At 56.5% G+C, this 23,978-nt stretch carries 25 protein-coding genes and 2 pseudogenes; 14 read left to right on the top strand and 13 right to left on the bottom strand.

Annotated features, from left to right (window positions below; all coding sequences use genetic code 11):
- Positions 1 to 2: 2 nt before the first annotated feature.
- From QMG84_RS20500 to QMG84_RS20520, 5 genes are read right to left on the bottom strand one after another with little or no spacing between them, the layout of a single operon-like run.
- Complete coding sequence (locus QMG84_RS20500; RefSeq protein ID WP_281932782.1) at positions 3 to 809, bottom strand: hypothetical protein; 807 nt, start codon at positions 807 to 809, stop codon at positions 3 to 5.
- Positions 806 to 3,220 carry a VirB4 family type IV secretion/conjugal transfer ATPase gene (locus QMG84_RS20505; RefSeq protein WP_281932783.1) on the bottom strand — a complete coding sequence of 805 codons (2,415 nt, stop codon included), beginning with the start codon at positions 3,218 to 3,220 and terminating at the stop codon, positions 806 to 808. Before QMG84_RS20505 ends, QMG84_RS20500 begins: the two co-directional genes overlap by 4 nt.
- A gap of 5 nt (positions 3,221 to 3,225) precedes the next feature.
- A complete protein-coding gene (locus QMG84_RS20510; RefSeq protein ID WP_281932784.1) occupies positions 3,226 to 3,522 on the bottom strand; it encodes a VirB3 family type IV secretion system protein in 297 nt (98 codons plus the stop codon).
- Between the two features lie 2 nt (positions 3,523 to 3,524).
- Positions 3,525 to 3,839, bottom strand: coding sequence for a TrbC/VirB2 family type IV secretion system protein (locus tag QMG84_RS20515; protein WP_281932785.1), 315 nt, complete (start codon positions 3,837 to 3,839; stop codon positions 3,525 to 3,527).
- Complete coding sequence (locus tag QMG84_RS20520) at positions 3,836 to 4,486, bottom strand: lytic transglycosylase domain-containing protein (protein WP_281932786.1); 651 nt, start codon at positions 4,484 to 4,486, stop codon at positions 3,836 to 3,838. The genes QMG84_RS20515 and QMG84_RS20520 overlap by 4 nt, the downstream gene beginning before the upstream one ends.
- Positions 4,487 to 5,020: 534 nt before the next feature.
- On the opposite strand from QMG84_RS20520, the gene QMG84_RS20525 reads away from it, so the two are divergent.
- A complete protein-coding gene (locus tag QMG84_RS20525) occupies positions 5,021 to 5,239 on the top strand; it encodes a hypothetical protein (protein WP_281932710.1) in 219 nt (72 codons plus the stop codon).
- A gap of 41 nt (positions 5,240 to 5,280) precedes the next feature.
- Here QMG84_RS20525 and QMG84_RS21525 read toward each other — a convergent pair whose 3' ends face one another.
- The gene (locus QMG84_RS21525) at positions 5,281 to 5,895 is read right to left on the bottom strand and encodes a cupin domain-containing protein (RefSeq protein WP_350356537.1); all 615 of its coding nucleotides are present in this window, start codon (positions 5,893 to 5,895) and stop codon (positions 5,281 to 5,283) included.
- Positions 5,896 to 5,944: 49 nt separating this feature from the next.
- Between QMG84_RS21525 and QMG84_RS20535 the strand changes: the two genes are divergently transcribed.
- Positions 5,945 to 6,238, top strand: a complete 294-nt coding sequence (locus QMG84_RS20535) for a phospholipase D-like domain-containing protein (RefSeq protein WP_281932711.1) — start codon at positions 5,945 to 5,947, stop codon at positions 6,236 to 6,238.
- Positions 6,239 to 6,510: 272 nt separating this feature from the next.
- Complete coding sequence (locus QMG84_RS20540) at positions 6,511 to 7,287, top strand: hypothetical protein (RefSeq protein ID WP_281932712.1); 777 nt, start codon at positions 6,511 to 6,513, stop codon at positions 7,285 to 7,287.
- A gap of 39 nt (positions 7,288 to 7,326) precedes the next feature.
- Here QMG84_RS20540 and QMG84_RS20545 read toward each other — a convergent pair whose 3' ends face one another.
- The 3 genes from QMG84_RS20545 to QMG84_RS20555 form a co-directional block, all read right to left on the bottom strand.
- On the bottom strand, positions 7,327 to 9,051 hold the full coding sequence (locus tag QMG84_RS20545; RefSeq protein ID WP_434086005.1) for a phospholipase D-like domain-containing protein: 1,725 nt from the start codon (positions 9,049 to 9,051) through the stop codon (positions 7,327 to 7,329).
- A 26-nt stretch (positions 9,052 to 9,077) separates the two neighbouring features.
- Entirely contained in the window at positions 9,078 to 12,497 is a 3,420-nt protein-coding gene (locus tag QMG84_RS20550; protein WP_281932714.1) for an AAA domain-containing protein, read from the bottom strand.
- 497 nt (positions 12,498 to 12,994) lie between these two features.
- Positions 12,995 to 13,159 carry a protein NO VEIN domain-containing protein gene (locus tag QMG84_RS20555; RefSeq protein ID WP_281932715.1) on the bottom strand — a complete coding sequence of 55 codons (165 nt, stop codon included), beginning with the start codon at positions 13,157 to 13,159 and terminating at the stop codon, positions 12,995 to 12,997.
- Positions 13,160 to 13,248: 89 nt separating this feature from the next.
- On the opposite strand from QMG84_RS20555, the gene QMG84_RS20560 reads away from it, so the two are divergent.
- The 4 genes and pseudogenes from QMG84_RS20560 to QMG84_RS20575 form a co-directional block, all read left to right on the top strand.
- Positions 13,249 to 13,614: a transposase gene (locus QMG84_RS20560; RefSeq protein ID WP_281932716.1), complete on the top strand. Its 366-nt coding sequence runs from the start codon at positions 13,249 to 13,251 to the stop codon at positions 13,612 to 13,614.
- On the top strand, positions 13,611 to 13,955 hold the full coding sequence (gene tnpB, locus QMG84_RS20565) for an IS66 family insertion sequence element accessory protein TnpB (RefSeq protein WP_281932717.1): 345 nt from the start codon (positions 13,611 to 13,613) through the stop codon (positions 13,953 to 13,955). The genes QMG84_RS20560 and tnpB overlap by 4 nt, the downstream gene beginning before the upstream one ends.
- An 80-nt stretch (positions 13,956 to 14,035) precedes the next feature.
- Positions 14,036 to 15,676: an IS66 family transposase gene (gene tnpC, locus QMG84_RS20570; RefSeq protein WP_281932789.1), complete on the top strand. Its 1,641-nt coding sequence runs from the start codon at positions 14,036 to 14,038 to the stop codon at positions 15,674 to 15,676.
- Positions 15,677 to 15,793: 117 nt separating this feature from the next.
- Positions 15,794 to 16,030 (top strand): annotated as a pseudogene (locus tag QMG84_RS20575) (EamA family transporter); the annotation flags it as partial.
- Between the two features lie 104 nt (positions 16,031 to 16,134).
- On the opposite strand, the gene QMG84_RS20580 reads toward QMG84_RS20575, so the two are convergent.
- The 4 genes from QMG84_RS20580 to QMG84_RS20600 all read right to left on the bottom strand — a co-directional run bounded on the left by QMG84_RS20580 (position 16,135) and on the right by QMG84_RS20600 (position 18,315).
- Positions 16,135 to 16,368 (bottom strand): hypothetical protein, encoded by a 234-nt coding sequence (locus QMG84_RS20580; RefSeq protein WP_281932718.1) that lies wholly within the window; start codon positions 16,366 to 16,368, stop codon positions 16,135 to 16,137.
- Between the two features lie 300 nt (positions 16,369 to 16,668).
- Complete coding sequence (locus QMG84_RS20585) at positions 16,669 to 17,046, bottom strand: hypothetical protein (protein ID WP_281932719.1); 378 nt, start codon at positions 17,044 to 17,046, stop codon at positions 16,669 to 16,671.
- A gap of 206 nt (positions 17,047 to 17,252) precedes the next feature.
- The gene (locus tag QMG84_RS20590; protein ID WP_281932720.1) at positions 17,253 to 17,936 is read right to left on the bottom strand and encodes a phospholipase D-like domain-containing protein; all 684 of its coding nucleotides are present in this window, start codon (positions 17,934 to 17,936) and stop codon (positions 17,253 to 17,255) included.
- Positions 17,937 to 18,150: 214 nt separating this feature from the next.
- Positions 18,151 to 18,315 (bottom strand): hypothetical protein, encoded by a 165-nt coding sequence (locus tag QMG84_RS20600; RefSeq protein WP_281932721.1) that lies wholly within the window; start codon positions 18,313 to 18,315, stop codon positions 18,151 to 18,153.
- Between the two features lie 96 nt (positions 18,316 to 18,411).
- Between QMG84_RS20600 and QMG84_RS20605 the strand changes: the two genes are divergently transcribed.
- From QMG84_RS20605 to repB, 7 genes and pseudogenes are all read left to right on the top strand, one after another.
- Complete coding sequence (locus QMG84_RS20605) at positions 18,412 to 18,663, top strand: type II toxin-antitoxin system ParD family antitoxin (protein WP_281932722.1); 252 nt, start codon at positions 18,412 to 18,414, stop codon at positions 18,661 to 18,663.
- Positions 18,660 to 18,950: pseudogene (locus QMG84_RS20610) on the top strand (type II toxin-antitoxin system RelE/ParE family toxin). Before QMG84_RS20605 ends, QMG84_RS20610 begins: the two are co-directional and overlap by 4 nt.
- Positions 18,951 to 19,023: 73 nt before the next feature.
- Positions 19,024 to 19,887, top strand: coding sequence for a CBASS oligonucleotide cyclase (locus QMG84_RS20615; protein ID WP_281932723.1), 864 nt, complete (start codon positions 19,024 to 19,026; stop codon positions 19,885 to 19,887).
- Positions 19,888 to 19,899: 12 nt separating this feature from the next.
- The gene (locus tag QMG84_RS20620) at positions 19,900 to 20,838 is read left to right on the top strand and encodes an S-4TM family putative pore-forming effector (protein WP_281932724.1); all 939 of its coding nucleotides are present in this window, start codon (positions 19,900 to 19,902) and stop codon (positions 20,836 to 20,838) included.
- Positions 20,839 to 21,136: 298 nt separating this feature from the next.
- Entirely contained in the window at positions 21,137 to 21,388 is a 252-nt protein-coding gene (locus tag QMG84_RS20625; RefSeq protein ID WP_281932725.1) for an ArdC-like ssDNA-binding domain-containing protein, read from the top strand.
- A 300-nt stretch (positions 21,389 to 21,688) separates the two neighbouring features.
- Complete coding sequence (repA, locus tag QMG84_RS20630) at positions 21,689 to 22,900, top strand: plasmid partitioning protein RepA (protein WP_281932726.1); 1,212 nt, start codon at positions 21,689 to 21,691, stop codon at positions 22,898 to 22,900.
- A complete protein-coding gene (gene repB, locus QMG84_RS20635; RefSeq protein WP_281932727.1) occupies positions 22,897 to 23,925 on the top strand; it encodes a plasmid partitioning protein RepB in 1,029 nt (342 codons plus the stop codon). Before repA ends, repB begins: the two co-directional genes overlap by 4 nt.
- The last annotated feature ends 53 nt before the right edge of the window (positions 23,926 to 23,978 follow it).

Consider the following 23,978-nt stretch of genomic DNA (forward strand, 5'->3'; position numbering starts at 1 on the left):
TTTTATTGCGACTGTGCGCGTTCGAGATAAACGGTCACATTTCCGAGAGCGTCGGCGACGCGGCGCTCGACGCAGCCGCCATCGAGCAGCGACTGGCAGAACGGGCTCGAAGCCAGGATGCAGGGACTATTCGCCGTGCCACTGCCGCGGTAGCCAGCGCCGCAGATCGCGTTGCCGGGGAGAAGCCCGCTTCCTGAGGCGAAGGACGTAAAACTCATGCCGCGCGCGGCCTGGCTTGCCTGCGACACGCGCATCATGTTGATCGCGTTATAGGCGCTGACGAGCAGATTGGCGGTTGCGAGCACCTGGTTCCAGCTGAGGCCGTTCTGCGTCCCGCCGGAGGAATTTTGGTCATAGCCTGCCATGATCGTCGGCGACCCGCCGATGAGGACCGAGGCGTTTTTATAGGTCGGGCCGTTGCTGTGGATCGTCGCCTGCGCCGCCATATTGCCGGCGACGACGTCGCCCGTCGCAGACCCGAAATTTTGCGTCGCCAGCGTTGGTCCAGTGGCGTTGGTCGCGGGCGTCGTTCGCATTTGCGAATCGTAGCTCTGGACGGCGGCGGCGCCGGCGGACGAATTCGGCGTCGCGGTGTTGTTCTGTACGGCGCCCTTCTGGCCGGTGTGGGTCGCGCAATCGATCCCCTTCTGCCCGTCGCGCTGCTTCTGCTGCACCGGGACCAGGGTCGTCGTCAGCGCCGAGGTCTGAATCTTTTGCGTGAGCTGCTCGGCGTCCTCGACCGGAATATCGGCGCGGGCGGCGACGGCTGAAGCGAGAAGGAGAGTCGACGCAAGGAGAACGCGGGTCATGCTGTCCTCCCTATGAAAGTCGGCAGCCAGGCTTCCGGCGCGGTCCCGACCGCCTCCATTAAGGAATAGAGCTCGGCGACCGTCTCGGTGCGCCCGGAGAGCACCTTGATGACCTCCGGCATGCCGCCGAGGTCCAATTTGGCGATGACCGAATCCTGCCCATGCTTGATCAGAAAGGATCGCGCCTCGGGGACCGTCTCCCTGATCCAGCGCATTTCCCGGTCGGAAAGCTGGAAGGCCCTGCGGTAGCTTTCGTCATCCGCCTTGGCGTTGGCGAAGAACACATTGGTCGCGGTTTGCTCGATCAAGGTGTTCGCGGCCCTGGAGCGCACGATGTCGGCGGCGCTTTGGGTGCCAAAGCCGATAATGCCATTCTGCTTGCGCAGCGTCTTGAGCTTGTCCTTGATAAAGTAAGAGAAAACTTCGTCGTCGAGAAGCCGCCAGCCCTCGTCGAGGAAGATCATGATCGGCGTCCCATCGATCAGTTCCTCGATCCGGTGGAAGATATAGAGCAGCGCCGCCGTGCGGATCGTCGGATTGTCGAGGACCCGCGTCATGTCGAAGCCGAAAATCGCGTTAAGCGAGAAGCGGTCCTCAGCGTTGTTGAAGAGCCAGCCGTTCTGGTCCTTGCGGATCCACGGCTCCAGCCGCGAAGCGAGATCGCTCTCGCTCGCTTGAATTCGCCCGCGCAGCAGCGATTGGAAGGCAGGAAGGTTCCGCCCCTCCCGCGGGCCGGAGACGACGGTCTTGATCGCATTGCGGAGGACTTGCTCTTCCGTGGCCGAGAGGTCCGTGTCCGATCCGCCCTTGGGCCGCAGCAGAAAGGAGAAGAGCCGGTAGAGAAATTCCCGCGTCTCGCCGCCGTCAGGCAACATCAGCGGGTTGAAACCCGTGGCGGTTCCGGGCTCCAGCGCCTCATATTGGCCGCCGAGCGCCCGGATGAAAATTTCCGCGCCGCGGTCTTTGTCGACAAAGAAGAGCCTGGGCCGCGGCGTCACGCGTTGCGCTTGCGCCGCGATAAAGGAAAGCCACACGGTCTTCCCCGAGCCCGAGGGGCCGACGACCGTGAAATTCCCTAAGTCCGCGACGTGAAAATTGTAGAAATAGGCCGTCTGCGACGCCGTCTGGAACACCGAGATCGCCGGGCCCCAGTGGTTCCCGGTGGGCGATCCGCTCGGGAAATTATGCAAGGAGACGAAGCCCGCGAGATTCTTCGAGCTGATGATCGAGTTCCTCGCGATATAGGGGAAGTTTCCGGGCCATTGCGCCCAGAAGGCCGGCTCCATATTGAGGTCTTCCCGCACCCAGATCACGGAGCGGTCGGTCAGCGCCGCGCCGGCGGCTGTGACCGTGGCGTCGACCTCCTGCATGTTCTGTCCGAGGGCCAGCACTGTCATATGGTGCTCGCCATAGAGGGCCTCAGAGGCGAGGAGCTCGTCCCGTGCGTCGTTCAAATGCTCGGCGACGATCGATCCGGCTTCGTCGGACATATCGACCTGGCGCGCGACGCGGTCGATGTGGGATTGCGCGACAGGCCGGTCGATGATCGCGAAGGACTGCGCGATGATGAATTCGTGCGGGATGGCGAGGAGGTTGTCGAGAAAGCCTGGTCCCGTCTGCGCCGGATATTCCTTCACCGACAGCGCCGCGCCATAGCGGGTCTCGCTCGCCGAGCCGCCGCGGATTTCCAGCGCATTCTTGCCGAAGAACAGGCGCTTTGTCCCGAGCGCCTGGTCGAGCGACATTCTGGGAAGATGCATTGGTCGCGGGATGGCCCCATTGCCGAGCTGAACCAGGAATTCGAGCGGCTCCGAGAACCAGGCCCCTGCCCGCTCGACGACCTTGAGATGGCGCGGACGATAGGCCCCCATGGCCGAGAGGATCGCCGTCGTGACGTCCCGCAACTCCGCTTGCGCCTCATGCTGCTCGAAGGAGTCGCCGGCGCTGGTCTTTTTGCCCAGGACCGTCTGCATCAGCGCTTCAAAGGTTCCGGCATGCCCCTGCAGCGGCCTGCGAATGACGGTGAGGTATATGTCGTTGACGAACATGCGCCGCTTTGAAAGCGCCGCGTGATAGCGCTCATCGAGCTCCCGGCAGAAGGGGTTATCGAAGCTCGACGGGATCATCGGTTCGATCTCGCGCCGGATGATGTGCGAATAAAGCGCAAAGCGGCTGTTGCCGAGCGTGCGCACGAGGTCGTTGCGGCCGAGCATGCGGACGTTGATGCTGGACCAGTCCGCCGTCTGGAACGAGAAGCCTTCCAGCTTGATGAAGGTCATCAACAAGCCAGACTTGGATTTGACGATAAAGTCGTCAACGTGGCGCAGATACGGCAGATGCGACGAGACCGGGCGTTCCCGCCGCGACACCGCGCCAAAGCTCATCTGGTCTTGCAGCGCCCGCAGCATCAAGCCCCTCAAATCTTATAGGAGTCGCAACCCCAGAATTCTCGGGAACGCGGCGGGCACTTGGAGGATCGCACGAACAGGACCTCGAAGATCCGGTCGTCTCTCAAGGTCATGACGTAGCCGAAGAGATGGAAGGGGATGATCCAAAGGAGGTTGAACAGGTTGTGGGTTGCGAGGAAGATCACCGAGGTCACGACCATCTCGAACATGAAATACATGTAGGGAACTCCAACGATAGTCGGGGCCCGGGTCAACGCTTTGACGAGCGGGACGATCATCGGCTTCTCGAGATCGGCGTTGCTCATCGTCAGCCGCCGACGGAGGACTGAAAGAACTGGACGATTTGCGTCGAACCGAAGACCAGCACAATGCCGAAGATGATGGAGCCGGCGATGCCCCAGGTCATTCGGCCCGCCCAAGCAAGGAAACCGGCGGCGATGACGGCAAGAATGGCGAGAGACGTCGAGATCGGCCCCGTGAGAGTCTGAACAAGCGTTTGCAGCGTCGACTGCACGGGGGAGAGCGTGCCGCCCGTTGCAAAGGCCGGAGAGCTTGCGTGGAGCAGCGCCAGCGCGGCCAGAATGGAAATCTTGCCGCGACCAGCTTTGCTAAAATGCCTCATTCCTGTTCACCATTCTGTTCGAGATTCCATACGAATCCAGACCGCCAATTACGGTCCTTGACGCTTTCTATCTGCGGCGCCGCGGCGCCAGAGGCGCGGTCGTCACGAGTCTTTACGTTGATCTTGGGCCAGTCGTAGAACTCGTTCACGACCGCGGCGACGAAGCTCACAGTTTCCGGAAAGGGTGGAATGCCGCCATGCTCGATGAGCGCCTTCTCGCCGGCGTTGTAGGCAGCGAGGATGAAAAGCGGATTCCGATAGCGGCTGTGCAAGTCGCGCAGAAACCGGACCCCGCCTCTGACGTTGTCGGCGGGGTCGCAGATATTGACGCCGTAGTGTTTGGCGGTTTCTGGCTCCAGCTGCATGAGTCCGATCGCCCCCCGCGGTGAAACCGCATCGCTTTGAAAGCGGGACTCAGCGCGCGCCACGGCCATGACAAACTCAGGGTAGAAATTCTCTTCGCGGGCAATCCTCTCGACGAGGTCGCGCGCGGCGCTCGCTGGCATCGGCTCCGGCCCCGGACAACCCGCCGCCTTCTGAGCGCCCCCTTCGGTCATGCGTTCGACGTCTGAGCCCGAGACGGGCGCTGGAACCACCTTGCCCGAGGGCGAGACTACCGCTTCCAAGGCGCGCCCGCGCGCGATCATCGCCGCTTCGCCCGCGAGAGCTTGCGGCGCAGTGACGAAAGCAAGGAGAATTCCGAGAACCGCGCCGCGCATCTTGCCTCTCTGTTCTACTAAAATATATGGTAAACGTACTCGCGCCTGTGGCGCAAGCGGCGCGAGCCGGAATTTTAGATCTCTCTAGCGGGGCCACGGCCATGGGACGGCGTTTGTCTCTCAGGGCTCCAAACAAGGCGTGATTCAAAAGATCACTTAGAAACAGCGTTATAGAGTGCCAGTAGGCGCCAGTGCCGGTATTCGATCAAGATTAATCGGTGTAGACGCCAAGGGGCGGCGTCCCCATTTGCAAGGCGACGTTTATGCTATGTTAAAATATGGATTTGCGTGTCTTTGGGCGACCGCTCTCATGGGCTGGCGAGCGTTCTTCGCTCTACGAGTCACGCCTTCGCATGGCGTTTGCTCCCATTCCCCATTGTCGAGGATAGATGTAAAATACTGTGCATGGGGACGCCGGTTTTGCCCCATTGCTAAATGAGTGAGAGTTCTGAGAGGTCGCTTATGACGAACGACGCCGCTGCTCAACTCGCAATCCTCACCGAGGCGCTGACGGAGATTGTCGACTTGGCGACAACTCGATCGAGTTCGGTCACTCTGTCGGATGATCTGCTCGATCGAATGGGCGAAATCGCTGCGGGAGCGCTGACAGCTGCCGCAACCTACGGGCAGTTGCCGGCCTTTTCGATGGAGATCGGTCTTGGCGGGGATACGCTCAATTAGCGTTGCTTGATCGCTGAAGTGAGCTTCTAGCTTTCTTCGATTTACGCAGTTGAGGAGGCGCCCAGTTGGGCGTTGGCATGCACCGCCAGCCAAACCGTCGGCTCGGCTACATCGGTCCATTCGATCCGATGCCGGAGGTGCGCAGGGATTTCGACATAGTCCCCCGGACGCAAAATGCGCGGAGCATCCTCCCCCTCGAACACAAGTCCTGCTGAGCCGCTCAGCAGGATGACCCACTCGGTCTGCTCTTGGTCGTACCAAAAGCCAGGCGGGCTCGCTTGGCCAGTCGAGACGATGCGTTCGATCCGCGCGCCGGGGAACTCGGCCAGGATCGTGACCTCCTCCTCGGTCAGATGCTCCGGTATGTTGGCGAACATATTGCCGGCTGCGAGCATCGGGTCCCTCCCTGTGGCGATATTCCCCACGCCCTCACGCACCCCGTGCCCCGTCAAATGGAAGTAGTTCCGCCTTCCGGTGAGCATCAGCGCAAGGCCGTCGATCGCTGCGACGACGGTCGATGATGAGTGATAGAGAGGGCCGCAAACTTCCATGCGTGACTGCTCGCGCGTCACTTTCTCCCGGCAGGTGCCGATCGCCGCCAAGAGACGCTCGCGATCTACGAAGCGATCCGACCGTCGGTTGGGTTTTCGGGGCATGGACAGGGCCTCTGTTGTTCTGTATTCGTTCTTATACGAGCGATGCGGCGTGGAGAAGACCGGAAATGGCATTGCTAGCGTGGAAATGAATTGGTGGGCGCTTGCGGCGCTCGGTCTCCTTCCCGTGTTTGCTCCCGCGGCCAGCGCCGGGGTGGTCGCAAACCACTACGCGCCGGCCGAAAACCTCGAGCACGTGGACATCAGCCTGCTGCGCTCGGCGCATACAAAGGTTGACATGGCGGCTAATTCGCTGACCGATTGGCCGGTTATAGCGGCGCTGATCGGCCAGAAGGTGCCATCGGCTCGCTGTCCTTACAGAAAATTCCAGACACACTTCATCTAAGCAGCAGCTTGAGCCGGTGTAGTTTGTCGATGCTCCCCCTTTTTCAACCCTCTTCACGCGTCTAACATCCCGCTAGGAGAACCTTCAATGCGCTTAGGTCTGGGGCCGAAATCAGAAGCGGTGAAATACTCGCTGCTTCGCATCCAAGAAAAGGGCCAACTACGAATCAACGAAGCGCCATGAGCAGAGTCATCGCTTGTCATCGATATTGATCATAAGCCTAGACTCAACTTTCGTCACAAATTGAGCGTTCAATCTCTGCGAGGATAGCGATGAGCAAATCAGATCCGATAGGCGTTGAGTATTACAAACCGCTACAAATTGCCGAAAAGTCCGGGGACATTTTGTTTTACCTCGCCGCAATCCTTTCGGTTGCAACTTTAGTCGTTGAAAAAGATAAGAGCCTAGAATTGAACAATTTGGTTCAGGCGCTGTTTGCGGTCTCCGTTCTTCTGCTCTTTCTGATTGGTTTAGCTGTCCGACTGCATTGGTCAACTCGGGCTCAGACTAAACGTATGTCGGATTTGATGTCTCATGCTTTTGAGCTGCCACTTATCCCTGAGACGTCAAAAGAATATTATAATAATGTTGAGAGTGAGCCTCTGAAAAGACTAGCAGCTTCACTGTTAGAGAACACCCTTTTTAGTAAAGAAATACTACAAAAAATGCTGACATGGGAGAGGGTGATGTCTATCACATACGGGACAATATGGCTACTATTGGCATTGAATCGAAAAGCAGATTTGTCGATCGTCAGTGCTGCAGCGCAAGTGGTGTTTAGCGAACAGATTTTATCAAAATGGGTAAGAATGGAGTGGCTCAGAGCCCGGGTTGAACGCATTTACGATGACACCTATAGCCTCATACAGTCCTCAAACGCGGGCTGGTCTAAAGAATATAGGGCTCGTGTAATAGAATATCTGCTTAGGTACGAGACTGGGAAAGCTCAGGCGGGAATCTCTCTTTCCTCAAGCGTTTTCAAAAAAATGAACCCTGCTCTATCAAAGCGCTGGGCGGATACCGCGAATACGCTCGGCATCCATGTTTGAAAAAAAGTCGTGTCTGAATTAACCTGTGTCCCTGCAGGTCTACTGAGACTGGAAAAGTTTTAGAAAGGATGGGATATCGCGCCCCTGCATGGATTTTAGCATTTTTTCCATGAAAATTTTGGTCATTCCATCTCCTTCGATCAGCAGGCCAAACTCAGCTCCACGAGCACGACTGCCATCAACTACAGTAGCTAGCCAATTAAAACTTGTGATAGCGAGCGATTCTTCGTCCCATGAAAGGAACTTGGCATGAAAACGAGTGACTTCCTCAATATTGATCCCCCGCGCCTCGATTTCTGCGCGATCGGGGCCTAACCCCTCGTCACTGAGCCTTCGACTTAATCGATTGTATGCCAGCCATACTTTGCAACCCAGCTCAGCGGCTCGCGCCATCGGAACAAGGACAGATGTTTCCGCCGATAGGCCATATAAATCGCAACCGATGGTGATCTGTTTTCGTGCAACGTCTCTTGCACGTGTCACGCATGCGTAGTGATCATTGTCTTCCATCAGCGTTAAACTACAGCAGCCTTCTTCCTCAATTCCCTGTGTTTTATGGCGAAGGTCCGTCCACAGCCGGTTCAGGCGTTTTGCCACCGGGCTCCAACTCCCCGAAGCTGGCAATTGCGCTGCGATTAGCCGACCAAGCAGTTGTGTCGCTAACTGTTGGTTGCGGGATCGAACTGAAGCATCCACCCAATCGAATTCGGTGGACAAATAATTGCAACTACCTACTATACTTAGCCAACGATCCGTTTCTCGATCGTTGTATATAATTATCTTTGCGTGCGATCCTGACGAGTGAGGGGCCAATTGAACGCGAGACCGAATGCTCGGCGGCAAAGCAGCCAATATTGCTTCGCTGTCCGAAATTGGCTTTCGTCGAGCAGGCTCCTCAGGGTCGACGTGTAACCCCCACAATAGCTCGATTTGCACTTTTCGCCTGGCGGCTCTCTCTAAATAAGGGGCTAAAACCTTTATTGTTGCTGGATTGACGAAACAAGAGTGAATGATCACGTGACTTTTAGCAGAGTCGAGAATCGACTTGAGCATCTCAAAATGCTCGGCTCCTCCGACGATTAGATCGTCTTCCTGTATGTCGTCGCGCAAGCCACCGGAAGCAGCGGTTGCAAATGATCGCCCTGCCTTTGTGATTGCTTCGGGAGCGCCCTCGGCAGCAGTAATCAGCGCCTCTTTGAGGCGAAGCGGTGCGCTAGGCGGCAAGCCTGTCTCGAGTGCTCCAAAGGCGACACCAATACGTGCATAGGGCTTCGATGGATTCCGAAATTGAGGAGCTGAAGGCTCGAGGCTTTCGTCCAAATTCAAGTAAAACAGATCACGCAAACTCGGATCATCAGGATTATATGTATGTAATATCGGATCGAGGCACTCAGGGTCTTCTGGGAGGTCCCGCTCGTATACCAAGTCTAATTCATCGGCTCGCAGCCATGCTCCTGTCAGTCGATCGACGCAAACAGATAACCATTTGACGTCACGTTGCAAAGTTACGGGCAGGTTTTCTTCGTTAGCACGTCGACGCCCCGCTCCAGTGGCCGTGAAAAACACCCCAGCATCCGTCGAGCGAACTTCAACCCAGCTTGCACGCATAAGATTAATGAGTGCTTCAATAACTAACCGCTCAGGTACGCCAGAGATGTGAGATAAGTCCCGCACTGAGCGCCGACCATTTGCTACCTCGACGAGTAGCAAGTGCTCAAGGAGGCTCCATCGCCTGCCAAAACTGACGGTGTAGCTCACCGCCATTCTATACAGGGGGAGATAAACAATTTTCAACTTACATGACTCACTTTAGCCAAGCGCCCAGCTCTCACCGCTTCGCGCATTGTCTTCATCATCCGACCTATGTATGCATGCTCATCATCCGCAGACGTGTATTCGTTGCACCGTGTTTGAAAAAAATCCCAGCTCCCAATGATACATAATTTTTGCCGCGCTCGACTCAGCAAAACGTTCATGCGATTCGCTTCCTTCAAAAAGCCCACGCTTTTCCAAGGAACCAAGGCATTGTTTCGAACTAAACTTACAATCACGACATCTGCCTCGGAACCCTGAAATTCATCAACGGTTGCCCCAATTCTTTTCTCTTTCGATAAGTCGAACGGTTCTCTGAACATATCCGGTAGCAGCCCCTTCGATTTTGCTTGGTTGACTGCGGTCCGAATTTCATCGAGCTGATTATTGTAGGGGGATAAAATCTGTATCTCGCAGGCTTTGTCTGCATCTGGCTTGAGCTGGCTCAGCACTTTCACAACCATCTCCACCTCAGCTTTCGACACAAAGAGACCCTCAATTTCCCCTTCGGAAAATTCCTCTTTTTGTACCCAAGGCACGTCACACCAAACGACCCGGGCATCGGGAAGCCACGATCCTTCTGTTATCCTGAAAGGTGGCGTAGCGTTGAATTTATCGTAGGTTTCTTGCGGGGACCGTAGAATAGTTCCGCCAAATGCATCGGGATAAAAAACCTTGCCAACCAACTCTGCGATGTCGGGGTGCATTCTGTGTTGGTCAGTCAAAGTCGCCGCCGGGCCAAGTTGGCCGTCCTCCGCGACGCTGTTCTCAAAAATCGCCGCGAAAAGCGTAACCATGCGTCGCCATTGGTTGCATCGTTCTTCGAACGGCTCCCTTCCATCTTCTTCTTCAACAAGCGACGGATCGATCAAACCCGGAGCGAATTGCGCCCCCGTCTGAATTGCCTTCCGAATACGGAGTGGCTCACCGAGCAGGGTTTTAAAAACGATCGCATTAAACGGCGGCAGCTGGTGATGATCGCCTAAAAGAAGAAGGCGGTGGCTCTCTTGCAGCGCGATCGCCATATCGAAACCATGCGCCTTTCCAGCTTCTTCGATTATCGACCAATCGAAGCGGCGACCTCTGGCTGCTAGATCAGCTAAGTCGCCCGCATTGGAGGTTGAAAAAGTGACATTCGCTGCGTCTTGTACAAGTGCCTGCAAAGTTCTGACATCAACATCGGCATCACTCCCACGCTCTACGTTCGTTTCGGTCGCCGCCCTGATTCTTGCTTTCAGGTAAGCCGGAGCTCTGCGGACTATCTCGCTCTCGCTCAAGTCTTTTAACAGGCTTACTGTGACAGCCTCGACATCGTGCTCCGTTTTTGCATTAGCACCTATTCGGAGCAAGATCGGTCTTTCGTGACCAATTTGCGAAGAGAACAGCCCGGCCAGTTTATGACGCACGTCGTCAACAGTGTGGTGGGAGTGTGCCGTGACTAATATTTGCGCGCTGTGGTCTATAGTAAAAAGTCGATCAGCAAACGCTTTAATTAGCGTTGTCTTGCCAGTTCCCGGCGGGCCCTGAATTGCGAAGCTCGGTTGAGTCTTCCACAGGGCTTCAAGCGCGTCCATTTTCGACGGGTCAATTTCGATATTGGATGTTCCGTTTGGCAAGGTATCTAGACTAACACGGGAGACCTCCCGAGGTGCCGCTAGCATTCGGAGCAAGGCCTCATGCGATCGCATGCCTTCGATTGCCTTATGCCTTCGACGAATTTGCGCAAGCGTGCCATCATGATTGCGAGCGAGGTACAGCCGACCTTCCCGCACGGGTAGCGCACCTTGAGCCCGGAAGCTGTAACGAGGCCCAGATTTATGTGGAGTTGCCTGCACGAAACGCCACAGCGTCGCAGAAGGATCGCTACCAATCGTTCTGCGATCTAGAAACGAATACCGGTCACTTTTTGGGTCATCATCGTCGTCCGCTGCAACTGGTTCGGCTCCGACCCCAAACCAATCCCTGAGCTGCTCCGCTGGAGACGGCAGCTTCAAGTAAGCAGCTAACTCAGACCGCTCAGCCTCCTCTATTGGCGTTACCTGAACCCAGGTGTCGCTACTAGACCGATGTACATCAATCACCTTCACCGGACATATCTGAGCCACTGTCAGCACAGTATCCAATTGCTGGGTAATCCTAAAGAAATCCCATATATCCCGGAGATTATATGGAAGCTTAGCCTTTTCTGTCCTGAAGGGAAATACCCTATTCCACTGAGCGCTCCTGTCTCTTATTGACCGCTCATGCTTCCTCACACTCGGATAAAGCTGAACGTCAATTTTACGTTCTCCTATACTAAAATGCTGATCGTCAGCAGTCACTCTTGGTAAGCTCTCAATCGCCTCACAAAATCCAATATCCCATGTATTCATACTTCCAACAGACCATTGCTTCACTTGATATTCAAGCTTTTCACCCTTGATAATAAAATGATTGAATGGAGATAATCTTGCTATCACCCGAACGTCGCCGCGCAAGTCGTATTTAATCCACTCCCGCTGTTTAACCGGATCAGTTAGGGGCGCTGCCCCTTCGGAAGCTTTCTGAACAAGCTGTGATAAATTCGAATCGGATAAACGAATTGCCAAAACGAGATCCCGCCCCATACTGGCCGTCGCGACATTCAAGTCCCGAATTATATTGCGAATTTCCTGCAAAACCTCATCGCTATTTGAGAGCCGCTGTTCGGGGTCAGGCTCCAATAGCGACGAAACGAACCTACGTTCTCGCTCCCGAAACGGCGAGTGTCTCTTTATCGCTTCTTGGACCGCTGGGATTTTTTTCAGCCCGGCAACTGGCACTCCAAATATTTCGGCCGCTACGACGCCAAAATCAAACCAATCAGTGCCAGGCGAGTATTCCCCTTCGGCACCTGCAAGTTCGGGGGCTAACAAGGCTCCGTGCTGAGCTACGTCGGACGCAGCCCCCTCGAGGCCCGCAAAACGCAGAGACCATTCAAAACCACTAAGCCTGAAGTCACCATGGCCTTCAGGCCCGACAAAGACGGCGGAACTGCAAATCGAACGGTGGAGGGTGCCCTCGGCATGAAGGATTGAGATGGCCTCAGCGACTCGGAGAAGACCCTCCCAAAGGGGGCGTTTGCGCCCAACTTCTGATAGGTTTGAGAGCCAAGGATACTTTATTCGGTTGGCCAGCACCTCTGACAACAGCATGCGCCTACCGCCATCCAAAACGGCGTAATAATACTTGTCGTCTAGGTCCAAATCTCGAAGCTTAACGAAAAATTCCCCTGCCCCCGGGTAACCCTGCAATCGCATCAAACCTCGAACTTCACGGTTCCATAGGGCGCGGATGGCGCTACTTTCATCAGCTCGTTTCGGCCAGAGTTTCAAGTAGTACACGTCACCGGCATCATGCGCCTGCCAAAGATCAGGCACTCCACGGGCGGGATTGCCTCGCAGGATTTTTCTATCTAGCGTGTACCGCCCGATGATTCGATCGGCCATGTCTGGCAATCCGCTCCTATGGGACTTTTGCGCAATTGCCCCAAGGAAGCACAATATACTGCCGCTGCGCAATCTCGTTCCTTCTGCGGGCGGCATGGGAACACTCCCGAAGGTCTTGATCGGTCAAGAAAGCGAATTGGCAGGGGATTCTTCGCCGCAGAACTCAGGCGGAGCCGAATCGAAATAATAAAGCCCTAGCCATTCGAGCGCTGGCGCGGCCTTTTAATCCGCCGAAAAACATCATTTTGCGGCTTTGTTAGCGTGCGGTCTGTACGACGGGGATGTGGACGTTTGTCCAGGATCCTTGCTCATTATCCGTAAGGATATGCGGTGCAATATCCTTTACAGTTCGTTCGTGGAGGCGTGGCCCCTGGAGGTCCCGAACATGGAAATGATAGGCGGCTCCATATTTTTTCGCCGTTTCCCACTCAATTGCGAGATAAGAAAAAACTGAGTGGCGAAGCGATCGTTGATTTCACCTCGATCAGTCGAACGACCGGACCTTCTGCACCCATGTCGAAAGATTGAATATCATACCCGGCAGTATTGTCTTCAACGGCCATCCAAACTGGCGGCATGTTGATGCCAAGCATCGTAAGCGTCCTCCCGGCGCCATTCTAGCTGCGCGGGGCGCGCGTTTGGTAATGGTCGGACATGGATAGCAACATCTGTGTCTACGCCTATGCGCAGAACTAACCCGAACCAGTTCATAGAGGTCAGAGCCGAACGTCTCGAAGGCGCGCCGGTTGGAGAACGCCGGCGCTGGTCCGACGAGTTCAAGCATCGAGCCATAGCAGCGGCTCTGGAGCCGGGCACGAACATCTCGGCGCTGGCGCGTTCGTTGAATATTACGCCGTCGCAACTTTTCGCATGGCGGCGGACTGCGGTTTTGCGGATGGAGAGAATTGAGCGCCAGACGCCGGCGGAAACGCGGGCGGCCAAGACGCATCGGGTCGAGATCGAGACTGGCGGAGCGTTGGTGCGGGTGAGCGCGGACATTTCGGAAGCCGACCTTTGCCGTCTACTGCGCGCGGTGCGCGAAGCATGATCCCGCCCGGCGCAAGGGTTCTGTTGCGGGCGGCGGCGGTGGATTTCCGCAAGGGTCCGGAAGGACTCGTTTCTCTGGTTCGGGATGCCGGGGCCGATCCCTTTGACGGCTCTTTGTATGTTTTTCGGGCGAAAAGAGCGGACCGGATCAAGATCGTCTGGTGGGACGGGTCGGGTCTTTGTCTATTCGCAAAGCGTCTTGAACGTTCGCATTTTTGCTGGCCCATGGCGGGAAGCCACGAGATTCGTCTGAGTTACGCGCAAGTCATGGCGCTGGTCGAAGGGCTGGATTGGAAGCGCGTTCGCGCGGTGGATGTGCCGGCGCCGCAAAGCGGCGGCTAATGCGAGAAAGCTGCGCTTGAATCTCTGAAACGCCAAGAGAATATTGTACTTCGCGCGACGAAAGCGGTATCATGCGAGGCATGATAGAGCGCTTCGGCGTACTTCCAGACGACGTTGATCAACTTAAGGCGCTGGCGCTCGACGCGTTGGCGCGCGCTGCTCTTTTAGAGACGCAAGCTCGTTCCAACAAGATTGACGCCGAGGCTCTTCGTTCCCAGACTCTGAGCCTGACGGCGAAGGTTGAGGACCTCACGCAGACGAACGCGGCTGCGAAAGCCGAGATCGATCGGCTGACCTCGATCATCATGACCCTGCGTCGCGACCGCTTCGGCAAACGTTCCGAAAAGCTCGGCGCCGACGAGGCCGAGCAACAGAGTTTTGTCTTCGAGGAGGTCGAAACCGGTCTCGCGGCGATCGCGACGCGGCTGGCGGCGAAGGCGGACGCCAAGCCGCGCAAGACATCTCCCGACAAGCCGCGGTTCCCCTCGCATCTGGAGCGGGTCGAGGTGATCCTGGAGCCGGAGGTTCCGCCTGGCTTCGAAGGCAAGGAGCGGGTCAGGATCGGCCAGGAGGAGAGCGTCAGGCTCGACGTCGTGCGGGCGCGTTTCCGGCTGATCGTGACGATCCGGCCCAAATACGTCTACAAGGAGCCCGTCGCGATCGTGCAGGCGCCGGCGCCCGAACACATCGTCGAAGCCGGCCTGCCGACGGAGGCGCTGCTCGCGCACGTCGCGGTGTCAAAATACGCCGACGGCCTGCCGCTTTACCGCCAGGAGGCGATCTACGCGCGCGACAGCGTCGAACTCAGCCGTTCGCTGATGGCCCAGTGGATGGGAGCTGTCGGTTACCACTTCGAGCCGCTGGCGGCCTACGTGCTCGCGCGCATCCGCGAGGCCGAGAGGATTTTCGCCGACGAGACAACGCTCCCCACGTTGAACCCCGGCGCCGGAAAGACCAAGACCTCGTGGTTGTGGGCATATGCGCGGGATGATCGGCCATTTGGAGGGGCCGGACCGCCAATGGTCGCTTACCGCTACGAAGACAGTCGATCGGGTGATTGCGCGGCGCGCCATTTAGGCGATTATCGTGGCATCCTGCAATGCGACGGCTACGCGGGATATCGCAAGCTCTCAAGCGCCCCGCAGGCCAACGGTCTGCGCCTGGCCGGATGCTGGGCTCATCTGCGCCGCCGATTCTTCGACCTTCACGTCAACGGCGAGTCGCTCGTCGCGACGGCGACGGTCGAACGGATGAAGCATCTGTGGGCCGTCGAGGACAAGGTGCGCGGTCAGCCGCCAGAGGCGCGCCTGGCGGCGCGAAAGGCGACGTCGGCCGATATCGTGCGCGCGTTGTTCGATCTCTGGGAGCGCGAACTGCCACGCATCTCCGGCAAATCGAAATTGGCGGAAGCGATCCGTTATGCCCGATCGCATCGAACGGTTCTCGAGCGCTTCCTTGAGGATGGCCGCGTGGAAATCGACTCCAACATAGTCGAGCGAGCCATTAGGCCCCAAACAATCACGAGAAAAAACTCACTTTTTGCCGGTTCTGCCGGCGGCGGGCGGACATGGGCGTCCATCGCAACCATGCTGCAAACCTGCAAGATGAACGGCGTCGACTCTCAAGCCTGGGCGAAACAGACTCTGGAGCGAATCGCCAACCGATGGCCCAATAAGGACATCGAGGCGCTGATGCCGTGGAATTTCAAGCCCGCAGAGTGAACGCCGCCGAATCGACGCTTACCAAGCATCGCTAATCTGGCTGGTTCATATTGAAGACTCGACCGCTCGGATTCGCGTGCCCGCGCCATCTTCTCTTAAGCAACTCGATTCGGTTTGGGGTCGCGTTACCTGTTTTTGGTTCTCTCGGGTCTGGCGACCGGCGCGTCGTGGGTCTGCTACTTCCGCGCTCTCAAGATCGGCAAGGCGGCGCAAGTCGCACCGATCGATAAGCTCAGCGTCGTCCTGGTCACCATCTTCGGGATGCTCATCCCTGGGGAGCGCCCGACCATTCCCAATTGGACTGGCGTCGCTGTGATTGCGGCCGGCGCCATCCTTATCGCCTATCCGGCGTAACTGCTAAGGCGGGCCAAGCTATATATGGTATTATTCTGTGTTATTGATATTTCCGCAAATGGTCATCAGGGGCCGTCTTGCTCATCCCGAAAAGCCTCCGATCGTCAGATAGACGCCGAGCGCGCCCTTGCCATAGCGAGGAAATATTTCCGCTCGAAATGCATTGCCTCGTAAAATTTGACAAGTTTTTCTTGAGGTAAAACTGACCAGATCCCGCCTCGCAACGTGACAAACCAGCCAATCAATGTAATGACAACTGGCAGTGCGCCACCGTGCCAGATATTATGACCAAGCACGATCGCCAGTCCGCCAGCGAGATTGAACGAGGCGCCAATCAAGCCAGGCCGCGACTACGCACAAGTTCGTCGATGGCGGCGAGCATGACGCGTTTGTTTATTGCCATTGCGAACGAAAAAATGAGAAGCAGAAGCCCAATCAATTTCGTGATAAAAAGCGTCAATGGCGGCATGGAGGCCTCTTGCGGGCTCGGTCATGCGCGATTTCCTTACGACGGCTGAAAGGCGGCATCGTGTAGCGATAATCGCGTCAAAGACGACGATAGCACTGTCTCTTGCCGTAGTATTGTTTCACGCATGACAACGTCCTTTATCATGGATGACCGGATCTCCCGGTTGCGATTAGGCTCCCCTGACGTCGCACCCCAGATATCGGAGCGCCTTGGCCATGCGGCCATTCATTGGGAGGCATTCTTCTGGCTTGATCGTCCCGTAAAGCTCCAATGCACAGAACCTTCCAAAATAGCCAAGCTTCATGCATGGGTTATAGAGCACGTCGTGCAGGCGCTCGATGAAATCCCCAGCACCATGAATGAGATATTTCAGCGTCGTCCTTACTTTCTCCACATCCTGATTGTTCGCGCTCCAAAAGGCGTTCGGGAGATTAGCTGCTCCACCTTTCACAAACCTCTGTTGCTCTGAGAAGGCATGCAGTGAGGTAAGACCCGTTGTCAGCTGATCCTTCGACGCTGCCTCGATCGACTCTTGCTCGCCGAACACATGCAGGACCGTCCGCAGCCAATCAATATAATCGGTAGGGATCTTGGTTTGATCCGTCGTCGTCCATTCTGCTCCGAGTCGGAGAATTTCTGCTCGACGTTCCTTCTCGGGGCGGAGGGGAGCCGATTGCCACGACTCATCCCCCGGAGCATAGGTCAGACGAACCCAGTTGGAACCTATTCGACTCGTTCGCTACCCCCACATCTTCAAGCTCGGCGCGCCGGAAGTTGCCTTCCTGAAGGAGGCTGGTCACTTCGGTGAAGGCAGGCCGGTATTGCTCGTATACCTGTCTGCGGAGCTCTTCCAGGAACAGACGCCTGTCGGCTTTTTGCGGCACTTGCCACATTGATATTGACCGGCTCAGCTTTGCCAACCGCTTGCTCGATTAGAACATCAGGGTCGGGACCGGATCGTTTTATGGAAGCGTAGGCTGTCGTAAATTCCCTAAGTTTTTCTGGCGTTAGAACAAGAGCCGAATCCCAAAGTTCGAGAAACAAGGATCGGAGTTCCTCGATAGCATTGCCGTCCTCTGGCTGATCAAAGCAAATTGTTGCCTCACGGTTCGACATCAGCCCGCCATCAGTCAGGTTCGACGAACCTACCATCGCAGTGTCGTCGAACATGTAAATTTTTGCATGAAAGCGACGAGTCAAATATCGAACGGCTAAATTGGGAATTCCTTGAGCGGCAGTAAGAGCTTGAGGGCTTGTGCTTGCATTAAGCCCAACCAGGAGATCAACGAATTTTCCAGCGCGTGCCGCTTCGACCAAATCATCGGTTTTTGTCACGTATGGAGCGGCGACGTGAATTCGTGAAGCCTTCTGCGCCATGGCTTGAAATGGCTTGATCACGTAATCTTTGGACGGGCCATTCGAAAAGACTCTTCTCATTTTGCTCGTCCAGGGAAAGTGAAATCAAATCGAAAACCGCTCCACCTAATCAAGAGTAATCTCATCGCCCGTGCGGTCATAGAGTTTTGTTGTCCTTGGACTTTCATGCGCCGCCATTGCTTGCGCGCTCTCAAGCATGCCGCCGGCTTCGAGATAGGCGGTGATGCACGTGACGCGGAACGTGTGGCAACCATTCCTGCTCTTCATCTGCATATCAGCGGTAATGGGCCAGGCGGGTGTTCTTGTTGCGGATGGTGGCGGCGAAGAACTCCAAGAACCGCCGGGCGGCGTGGTCGTCGGCGATGACCTTGGACACGACGAAGGCCACATCGGCGACCGGGAGTGGCTTCGGGGCGAGGAAAACGGGCAGCTGGCTCATTGCCATTTGAGCAACATAACGTCCTTATATGTTCAGCTTATGCCCTGGTTGCGGCCAGTACCAAATATTGGTATATTGTCCTCAGGAGGTGCCACGATGGCCAAGAACACATCTTTCGTCATCGGCGATCACTTCGCTTCGTTCGTCGAAGCGCAGGTCGCCGCCGGACGCTACGGCTCCGCGAGCGACGTTGTCCGCGCCGGCCTCCGGCTCTTGGAAGAACAAGAAACGAAGCTCGCTGCACTGCGCGCAGCGCTGATCGAGGGCGAGACAAGCGGCGCGTCCACGCCCTTCGATTTCGAGGCGTTCATCGCGCGCAAGCGTGCGGACGACGCCACGCATCCATGAGGCGTTTTACGCTCTCACCAAGGGCTCAGGCCGATATCGAGGAAATTTGGGACTATACAGTCGAGCACTGGAACGTTGACTAGGCCGAGGTCTACCTTCGCAAAATAAAGGCGGCGGTCGAAGTTCTCGCTGATAAGCCTCGCCTTGGCCGACCCTGCGACGAGGTGCGCGCCGGCTATTGGAAGTATCCCGCCGCCTCGCATGTGCTGTTTTATCGAATGACGCCATCTGGCGTCGATATTGTGCGCATTCTGCATCAACGCATGGACTTCGAGCGCCATCTATGAGGATTGATGTGCGCCTGAGGCGGGGGATTCAGGACAACGGACCGCAGCATAAGTGGTCTGGGGGTTATTGAGAATGGCAAAGACGATTGATGAAGCGTTTCGTTTGCTGCGCAGTAGGCTCGAGATCACCGATCTTCAGGAGCAAACTGTCTCGACAAGACAGACGAAAATAAGGGAGGCGCTAGAGAAGGACTTGAGCGTTCTCGACACCTTTCTGACCGGATCATACCGACGGAATACTATGATCGCCCCACTGGCGGAAGCAGACATCGACATTTTCGTTGTTCTTGATCCCAGATATTATTCGGCAAACGGGCAACAACAGCTGCTCGAAATTGTCCGTAGCAGCTTGCTTAAAACCTACACTAGGACTCCTAAAATTCGCCCAGACGGTCACGCGGTGACCGTCACGTTTACTGACTTCAAGGTGGACGTGGTACCTGGCTTCTACGCCGAGGGGGGCGGCTATTTGATCCCCGACACAGAACTCCAGCGTTGGATTAGAACCGATCCGAAAGAGCACGTGGTGATCTGGACGGCAGCCAATAAGGCGCACAACGGCGATCTCGTGCCATTGCTTAAGATGTTAAAGAGCTGGAACAAGAGCCGCGCGCTATTTAAGTCATTTCATCTCGAGACTATTGCACTTACCGCGTTGAAAGGCGTCAGGATTGACAGTTTCCCAAGCGGCCTCCGGTACGTCTTCGACGCGGCGCGGGCCATGATAAGGGTCAAGCTCCCCGATCCGGCTGGCTACAGCGACGACGTTGGCGCGCACGTCAGCAGCGAGGCCGCAATGCAAAATCTGATCGGTCGGCTGGACTGGGCGCACGCCCAAGCCCGGGAGGCAGAGCAGTTAGCTGCGGCCGGTCGTATCGAGGAAGCGTTCACCAAGTGGGCAGCGCTGCTCAAAGGATATTTTCCAACTTACGGCTGAGGCCCCGTCATCATGAATAGCATTCCAACACTTCAGAATGAAGAGGCACAGATTAAGCTTCTACGCGCTCGTACGCACGTTTATAAGGGCGCGACTTGGCTGATGGTTGCCCAACTCCTGCTCACCTTAGTGATACCGGTCGCGGGGGCTGTGTTCGCAGTTTTTCGACCGGAGTTTCGAGGGTACGTGGCGGCTGTTTCATTGGCGGCTGTTGTGATCGACCCCATAATACTCAACCGGCTGTACATGCTGCGGATAAAGATGGCCGCGAAAATCGCGGAACAATTCGACTGCGCAGTGTTGGACTTGCCGTGGGATGACCTCACCGTCGGAGATAAGGTTGAGGCTGAGCACATTCACGCTGCGGCGCGGGCTTATGCGACGTGGCACGACGATACAAGATTGCGGGGCTGGTACCCTGAGAAGGTCGGTCGCGCGCCTTTGCATCTTGCGCGCATCATCTGCCAGCGAACAAATCTTCGTTATGATCGTGAACTCCGCCGGAGCTTCAGTACCATCATCATAATCATTGCTGTGATTCTCGTTGGTAGTCTGTTCATTTCCGGTCTCGTCCAGAACCTGCCGATGACGGAATGGGTGCTCAGTATGGCACCCGCCACCCCCATCCTGGCATGGGCCGCGCGTGAATCATACCGCCAGCGCGACACAGCCGATGGCCTAGACCACCTCATGAAGGAGGCCAAGAAATTATGGACGCTGGCGCGGTCCGGAGAATGCGACGCCCGCAGTTGCCGTCAAAGATCGCGCGAGCTTCAAAACGCGATCTACACAAAGAGGGCCAACAGCCCGCTTGTCATGCCACTGCTGTACCTAATCAAACGCTCGCAGCTTGAGGACGAGATGGACGAAGGCGCGGCCGCTTTCCTGCGCGAGCTCGCGCCTCCCAGTTCGCACCCTGCCGGACCGCAAACCACAAAAGCATCGGAGTGATTTTTACGGAGGTGTTTGGCACGCCGTTGACGCCCGCCAAGCCTTTTCTAGGTGCCGTTTGCCCCTCACCGGCCCCCCCCCGCCCTGCGCGGCCCGCAAGCGGCCTCTCATCTGGGGACGTTGACCGGGGCCGTCTCACGATCAACGCGGCTCGCTTCCTTCGCTTTGCTCCGTGCAGCTCCGCCCCGCTTGGCGGCGCGCCTTAAGGCGCGGCGTTTGATCCCTCGTCTCACTGGTCCCGGCTCCCCTGCCCCCATGAGGCCGCACTCCCGCGGCCCGCGAAACAAGGGGAACTGCCATGAAGCCCGAACGCTTCGACATTCACCAGCACATCACCAATCAGATCATTGCCGCGATCGAGTCCGGCGCAGGCGAATTCCGCCTGCCCTGGCACCGGTCGGCCGGCAACATCATGCGTCCCGTCAATATCGCCTCGAAGAGCCGCTATCGCGGCGTCAACATCCTGACCCTCTGGACCGCCGCCGATGCTGGCGGCTACATGTCGGGAGCCTGGGGCACCTACAAGCAATGGGCCGAAGCCGGTGCGTAAGTCCTCAAGGCATGCGTGCACTGAATCAGATTTCTGCACGTCCGGCTGGCGATGAAATTGAGGTTCATTGCGCAATCTCCTTCCTAACGCAGTATTTCCCCGAGTTGCTGCTTTCCGTTCATATCTCCCAAGCCGCCGAAACAAAAACCCGCAGCCAGCTGAGCCTTAATCTCGGCGGGGTGGCGTTAATATCTTGTTAACCCAATATCGCTGGACCTACAGAGAGAATCGTGGCCTATTCCCTGACGGGCGGAGGGCGTCAAAGCGCCTTCCACCCGTCAATTAGGGCCGAGAACGACGATGGTTGAAGTCGCGAGACGTCTTGCAGCACGGGAAGATCCTGCGGAGAGGATTGTCCGCCACGCCGGCGTGCTCTCTAACCAAATGCAGGCTCTACGGCAGAGAATGTACCCACCGCATGCCGAAAAAAGCCTCCGCAACTTTATGACCAACGAGGTGTCGAAGCTCACATCAATTCCCGGTTCCACACTGAAGACAATGTCAATTGAAGGCAAAGGGCCAATACCGGCTCGTCTCGAGAATAATCATAGGGCTTACACGCTCACGCAAATAAATGAGCTACGTCGCCTCTTTGCCGAACAGAAGCCATTGGAGGCGTTGCGGTTTCTGCCCCGTCGACGTCCGGGCGAACATCTTCAGGTCTTGGCCATCGCGAATTTCAAGGGTGGAAGTGCCAAGACGACCACAAGTCTGCACTTGGCTCATTATCTTGGTCTCCACGGGTATCGTGTTTTAGCAATCGATCTCGACCCACAGGCGTCATTATCTGCGATGTTTGGCGCCCAGCCTGAAATGGATGTCGGCGACAACGAGACGATCTATGCCGCGTTACGCCATGATGACCTTCGGCGCCCGATCCGGGATATCATTCGGAAGACCTATTTCACGGGGGTGGATCTTATCCCGGGAAATATTGAGGTTATGGAATACGAACACGAGATTCCGCGTATTTTGGCGCAGCGCAGTTCTTCTGGAGGGTTGTTCTTCGAGCGCCTTCGGTTGGCAATTGCTGAAGCAGACGTCGATTATGACGTAGTTATCCTGGATACCCCGCCGTCATTGGGATTCTTGACCCTGGGCGCGATTTACGCGGCAACGGGACTGGTGGTCACGGTCCACCCCGCTATGCTCGACGTCGCCTCCATGAGCCAGTTCCTATTGATGATGAGTGACTTGATTGGAGTCATTAAGGAGGCAGGGGCAACTCTGAATCAGGACTTTTTCCGTTATCTCATCACGCGACATGACCCAAATGATCAGCCTCAAGCGCAAATAGTGTCGATGTTGCGCCTGCTCTTCGCGGATGAAGTATTGATGCCGACGGCGATAGAGAGCACCGCCATTGAGGCAGCCGGCCTTGCAAAACGTAGCCTTTATGAACTGGAATCCGGTGAAATTGGGCGCGACACGTTTCTCCGGGCGCGAGAGTCCATGGATTCTGTCAACGATAGTATCCGGGCTCTGATCGCCGAGAGCTGGGGGCGGCAATGAGCAAACATTCTCCTAGAAAGTCTATTATCTCGAATTTCAGCGCTCTCTCTGCGGGACTGACCGAACAGCCAGATGACGAAACTAAGGCTGGTTCACCCCGGCTTGGACAAACGCCACAACCTGTTTCGCGTGTCGGCGCAGGCGTGATCGGTGCCACTCAGCGCACTTTGACTGATATTCGGGAGGAGCGGGACAGGCTTCGGGCCCAACTCGAGGCTGGCGGCATACGAGAACTCGACCCTTCGTTGGTCGATCCTTCGCCCTACCCCGATCGTCTGCCGGAAGATGATAATCATGATTTTGAGGAGTTCAAAAAGCTTATCTCCGACGAAGGACAGAAGGTTCCGATCGGAGTGCGGCCGCATCCTGTCGCCCCTGACCGGTACCAAGTGGTTTACGGCCATCGACGTTGGCGGGCAGCCAAGGAACTCGGCATAACCGTCAAGGCGGTGATCGCCAGCCTTACCGACCGGGAACTGGTCATCGCGCAAGGAATTGAGAATTCTGCGCGTCAGGACCTTAGTTGGATTGAAAAGGCTCTCTTCGCGTGGCGCATGGATGAAGCGGGGATAAAGGCACGAGACATCCGCTCTGCCCTCGCGATCGACGATCCTGAGTTAGCCCGATTCCGTGCAGTTTGCCGGGCCCTTTCCGTGGAAACAATTCTAGCGATTGGCCGAGCGCCAAAGGCCGGCCGACCTCGTTGGGTGGCGCTTGGAAACGCTGTCAACGCAGACCCGACCGCGCTGGATCGCCTGAAGGAATCCTTGGCATCTGCCAAGGATTCTGTGTCCGACGATCGGTTCCGCGCCGCTCTGGAGTCCGTGAAAATACGGACTGAGAGCCCGCGCAGGGGCCTCGACCTTTCGTCTCCTGCAGGGAAAGTCGTCGGCCGGGCCACGTTTTCGGCGTCGGAAATACGGCTGACGATCGAAAAGTCCCGTTCGGAGGCGTTTGCCACTTTTCTGAGTGCAGAACTTCCTTCGTTGATGAGCAAGTTTTTTGGGAGTGAGCGTGAAGAGTAATTTGATGGTGAGAAGAATCCTTGGCAGATGCCAAGGATTCTTCATCGTTCACG

It is taken from the genome of Methylocystis iwaonis, assembly GCF_027925385.1.
GTDB classification, from domain to species: domain Bacteria; phylum Pseudomonadota; class Alphaproteobacteria; order Rhizobiales; family Beijerinckiaceae; genus Methylocystis; species Methylocystis iwaonis.

Bases quoted from the DNA above. Each gene is read 5' to 3' on its own strand.
- QMG84_RS20500 (WP_281932782.1), bottom strand. From the start codon at position 809: ATGACCCGCGTTCTCCTTGCGTCGACTCTCCTTCTCGCTTCAGCCGTC.
- QMG84_RS20510 (WP_281932784.1), bottom strand. From the start codon at position 3,522: ATGAGCAACGCCGATCTCGAGAAGCCGATGATCGTCCCGCTCGTCAAA.
- QMG84_RS20515 (WP_281932785.1), bottom strand. From the start codon at position 3,839: ATGAGGCATTTTAGCAAAGCTGGTCGCGGCAAGATTTCCATTCTGGCC.
- QMG84_RS20520 (WP_281932786.1), bottom strand. From the start codon at position 4,486: ATGATCGCGCGCGGGCGCGCCTTGGAAGCGGTAGTCTCGCCCTCGGGC.
- QMG84_RS20525 (WP_281932710.1), top strand. From the start codon at position 5,021: ATGACGAACGACGCCGCTGCTCAACTCGCAATCCTCACCGAGGCGCTG.
- QMG84_RS21525 (WP_350356537.1), bottom strand. From the start codon at position 5,895: ATGCCCCGAAAACCCAACCGACGGTCGGATCGCTTCGTAGATCGCGAG.
- QMG84_RS20540 (WP_281932712.1), top strand. From the start codon at position 6,511: ATGAGCAAATCAGATCCGATAGGCGTTGAGTATTACAAACCGCTACAA.
- QMG84_RS20545 (WP_434086005.1), bottom strand. From the start codon at position 9,051: ATGGCGGTGAGCTACACCGTCAGTTTTGGCAGGCGATGGAGCCTCCTT.
- QMG84_RS20555 (WP_281932715.1), bottom strand. From the start codon at position 13,159: ATGCTTGGCATCAACATGCCGCCAGTTTGGATGGCCGTTGAAGACAAT.
- QMG84_RS20560 (WP_281932716.1), top strand. From the start codon at position 13,249: ATGCGCAGAACTAACCCGAACCAGTTCATAGAGGTCAGAGCCGAACGT.
- tnpB (WP_281932717.1), top strand. From the start codon at position 13,611: ATGATCCCGCCCGGCGCAAGGGTTCTGTTGCGGGCGGCGGCGGTGGAT.
- tnpC (WP_281932789.1), top strand. From the start codon at position 14,036: ATGATAGAGCGCTTCGGCGTACTTCCAGACGACGTTGATCAACTTAAG.
- QMG84_RS20590 (WP_281932720.1), bottom strand. From the start codon at position 17,936: ATGAGAAGAGTCTTTTCGAATGGCCCGTCCAAAGATTACGTGATCAAG.
- QMG84_RS20600 (WP_281932721.1), bottom strand. From the start codon at position 18,315: ATGAGCCAGCTGCCCGTTTTCCTCGCCCCGAAGCCACTCCCGGTCGCC.
- QMG84_RS20605 (WP_281932722.1), top strand. From the start codon at position 18,412: ATGGCCAAGAACACATCTTTCGTCATCGGCGATCACTTCGCTTCGTTC.
- QMG84_RS20615 (WP_281932723.1), top strand. From the start codon at position 19,024: ATGGCAAAGACGATTGATGAAGCGTTTCGTTTGCTGCGCAGTAGGCTC.
- QMG84_RS20620 (WP_281932724.1), top strand. From the start codon at position 19,900: ATGAATAGCATTCCAACACTTCAGAATGAAGAGGCACAGATTAAGCTT.
- QMG84_RS20625 (WP_281932725.1), top strand. From the start codon at position 21,137: ATGAAGCCCGAACGCTTCGACATTCACCAGCACATCACCAATCAGATC.
- repA (WP_281932726.1), top strand. From the start codon at position 21,689: ATGGTTGAAGTCGCGAGACGTCTTGCAGCACGGGAAGATCCTGCGGAG.
- repB (WP_281932727.1), top strand. From the start codon at position 22,897: ATGAGCAAACATTCTCCTAGAAAGTCTATTATCTCGAATTTCAGCGCT.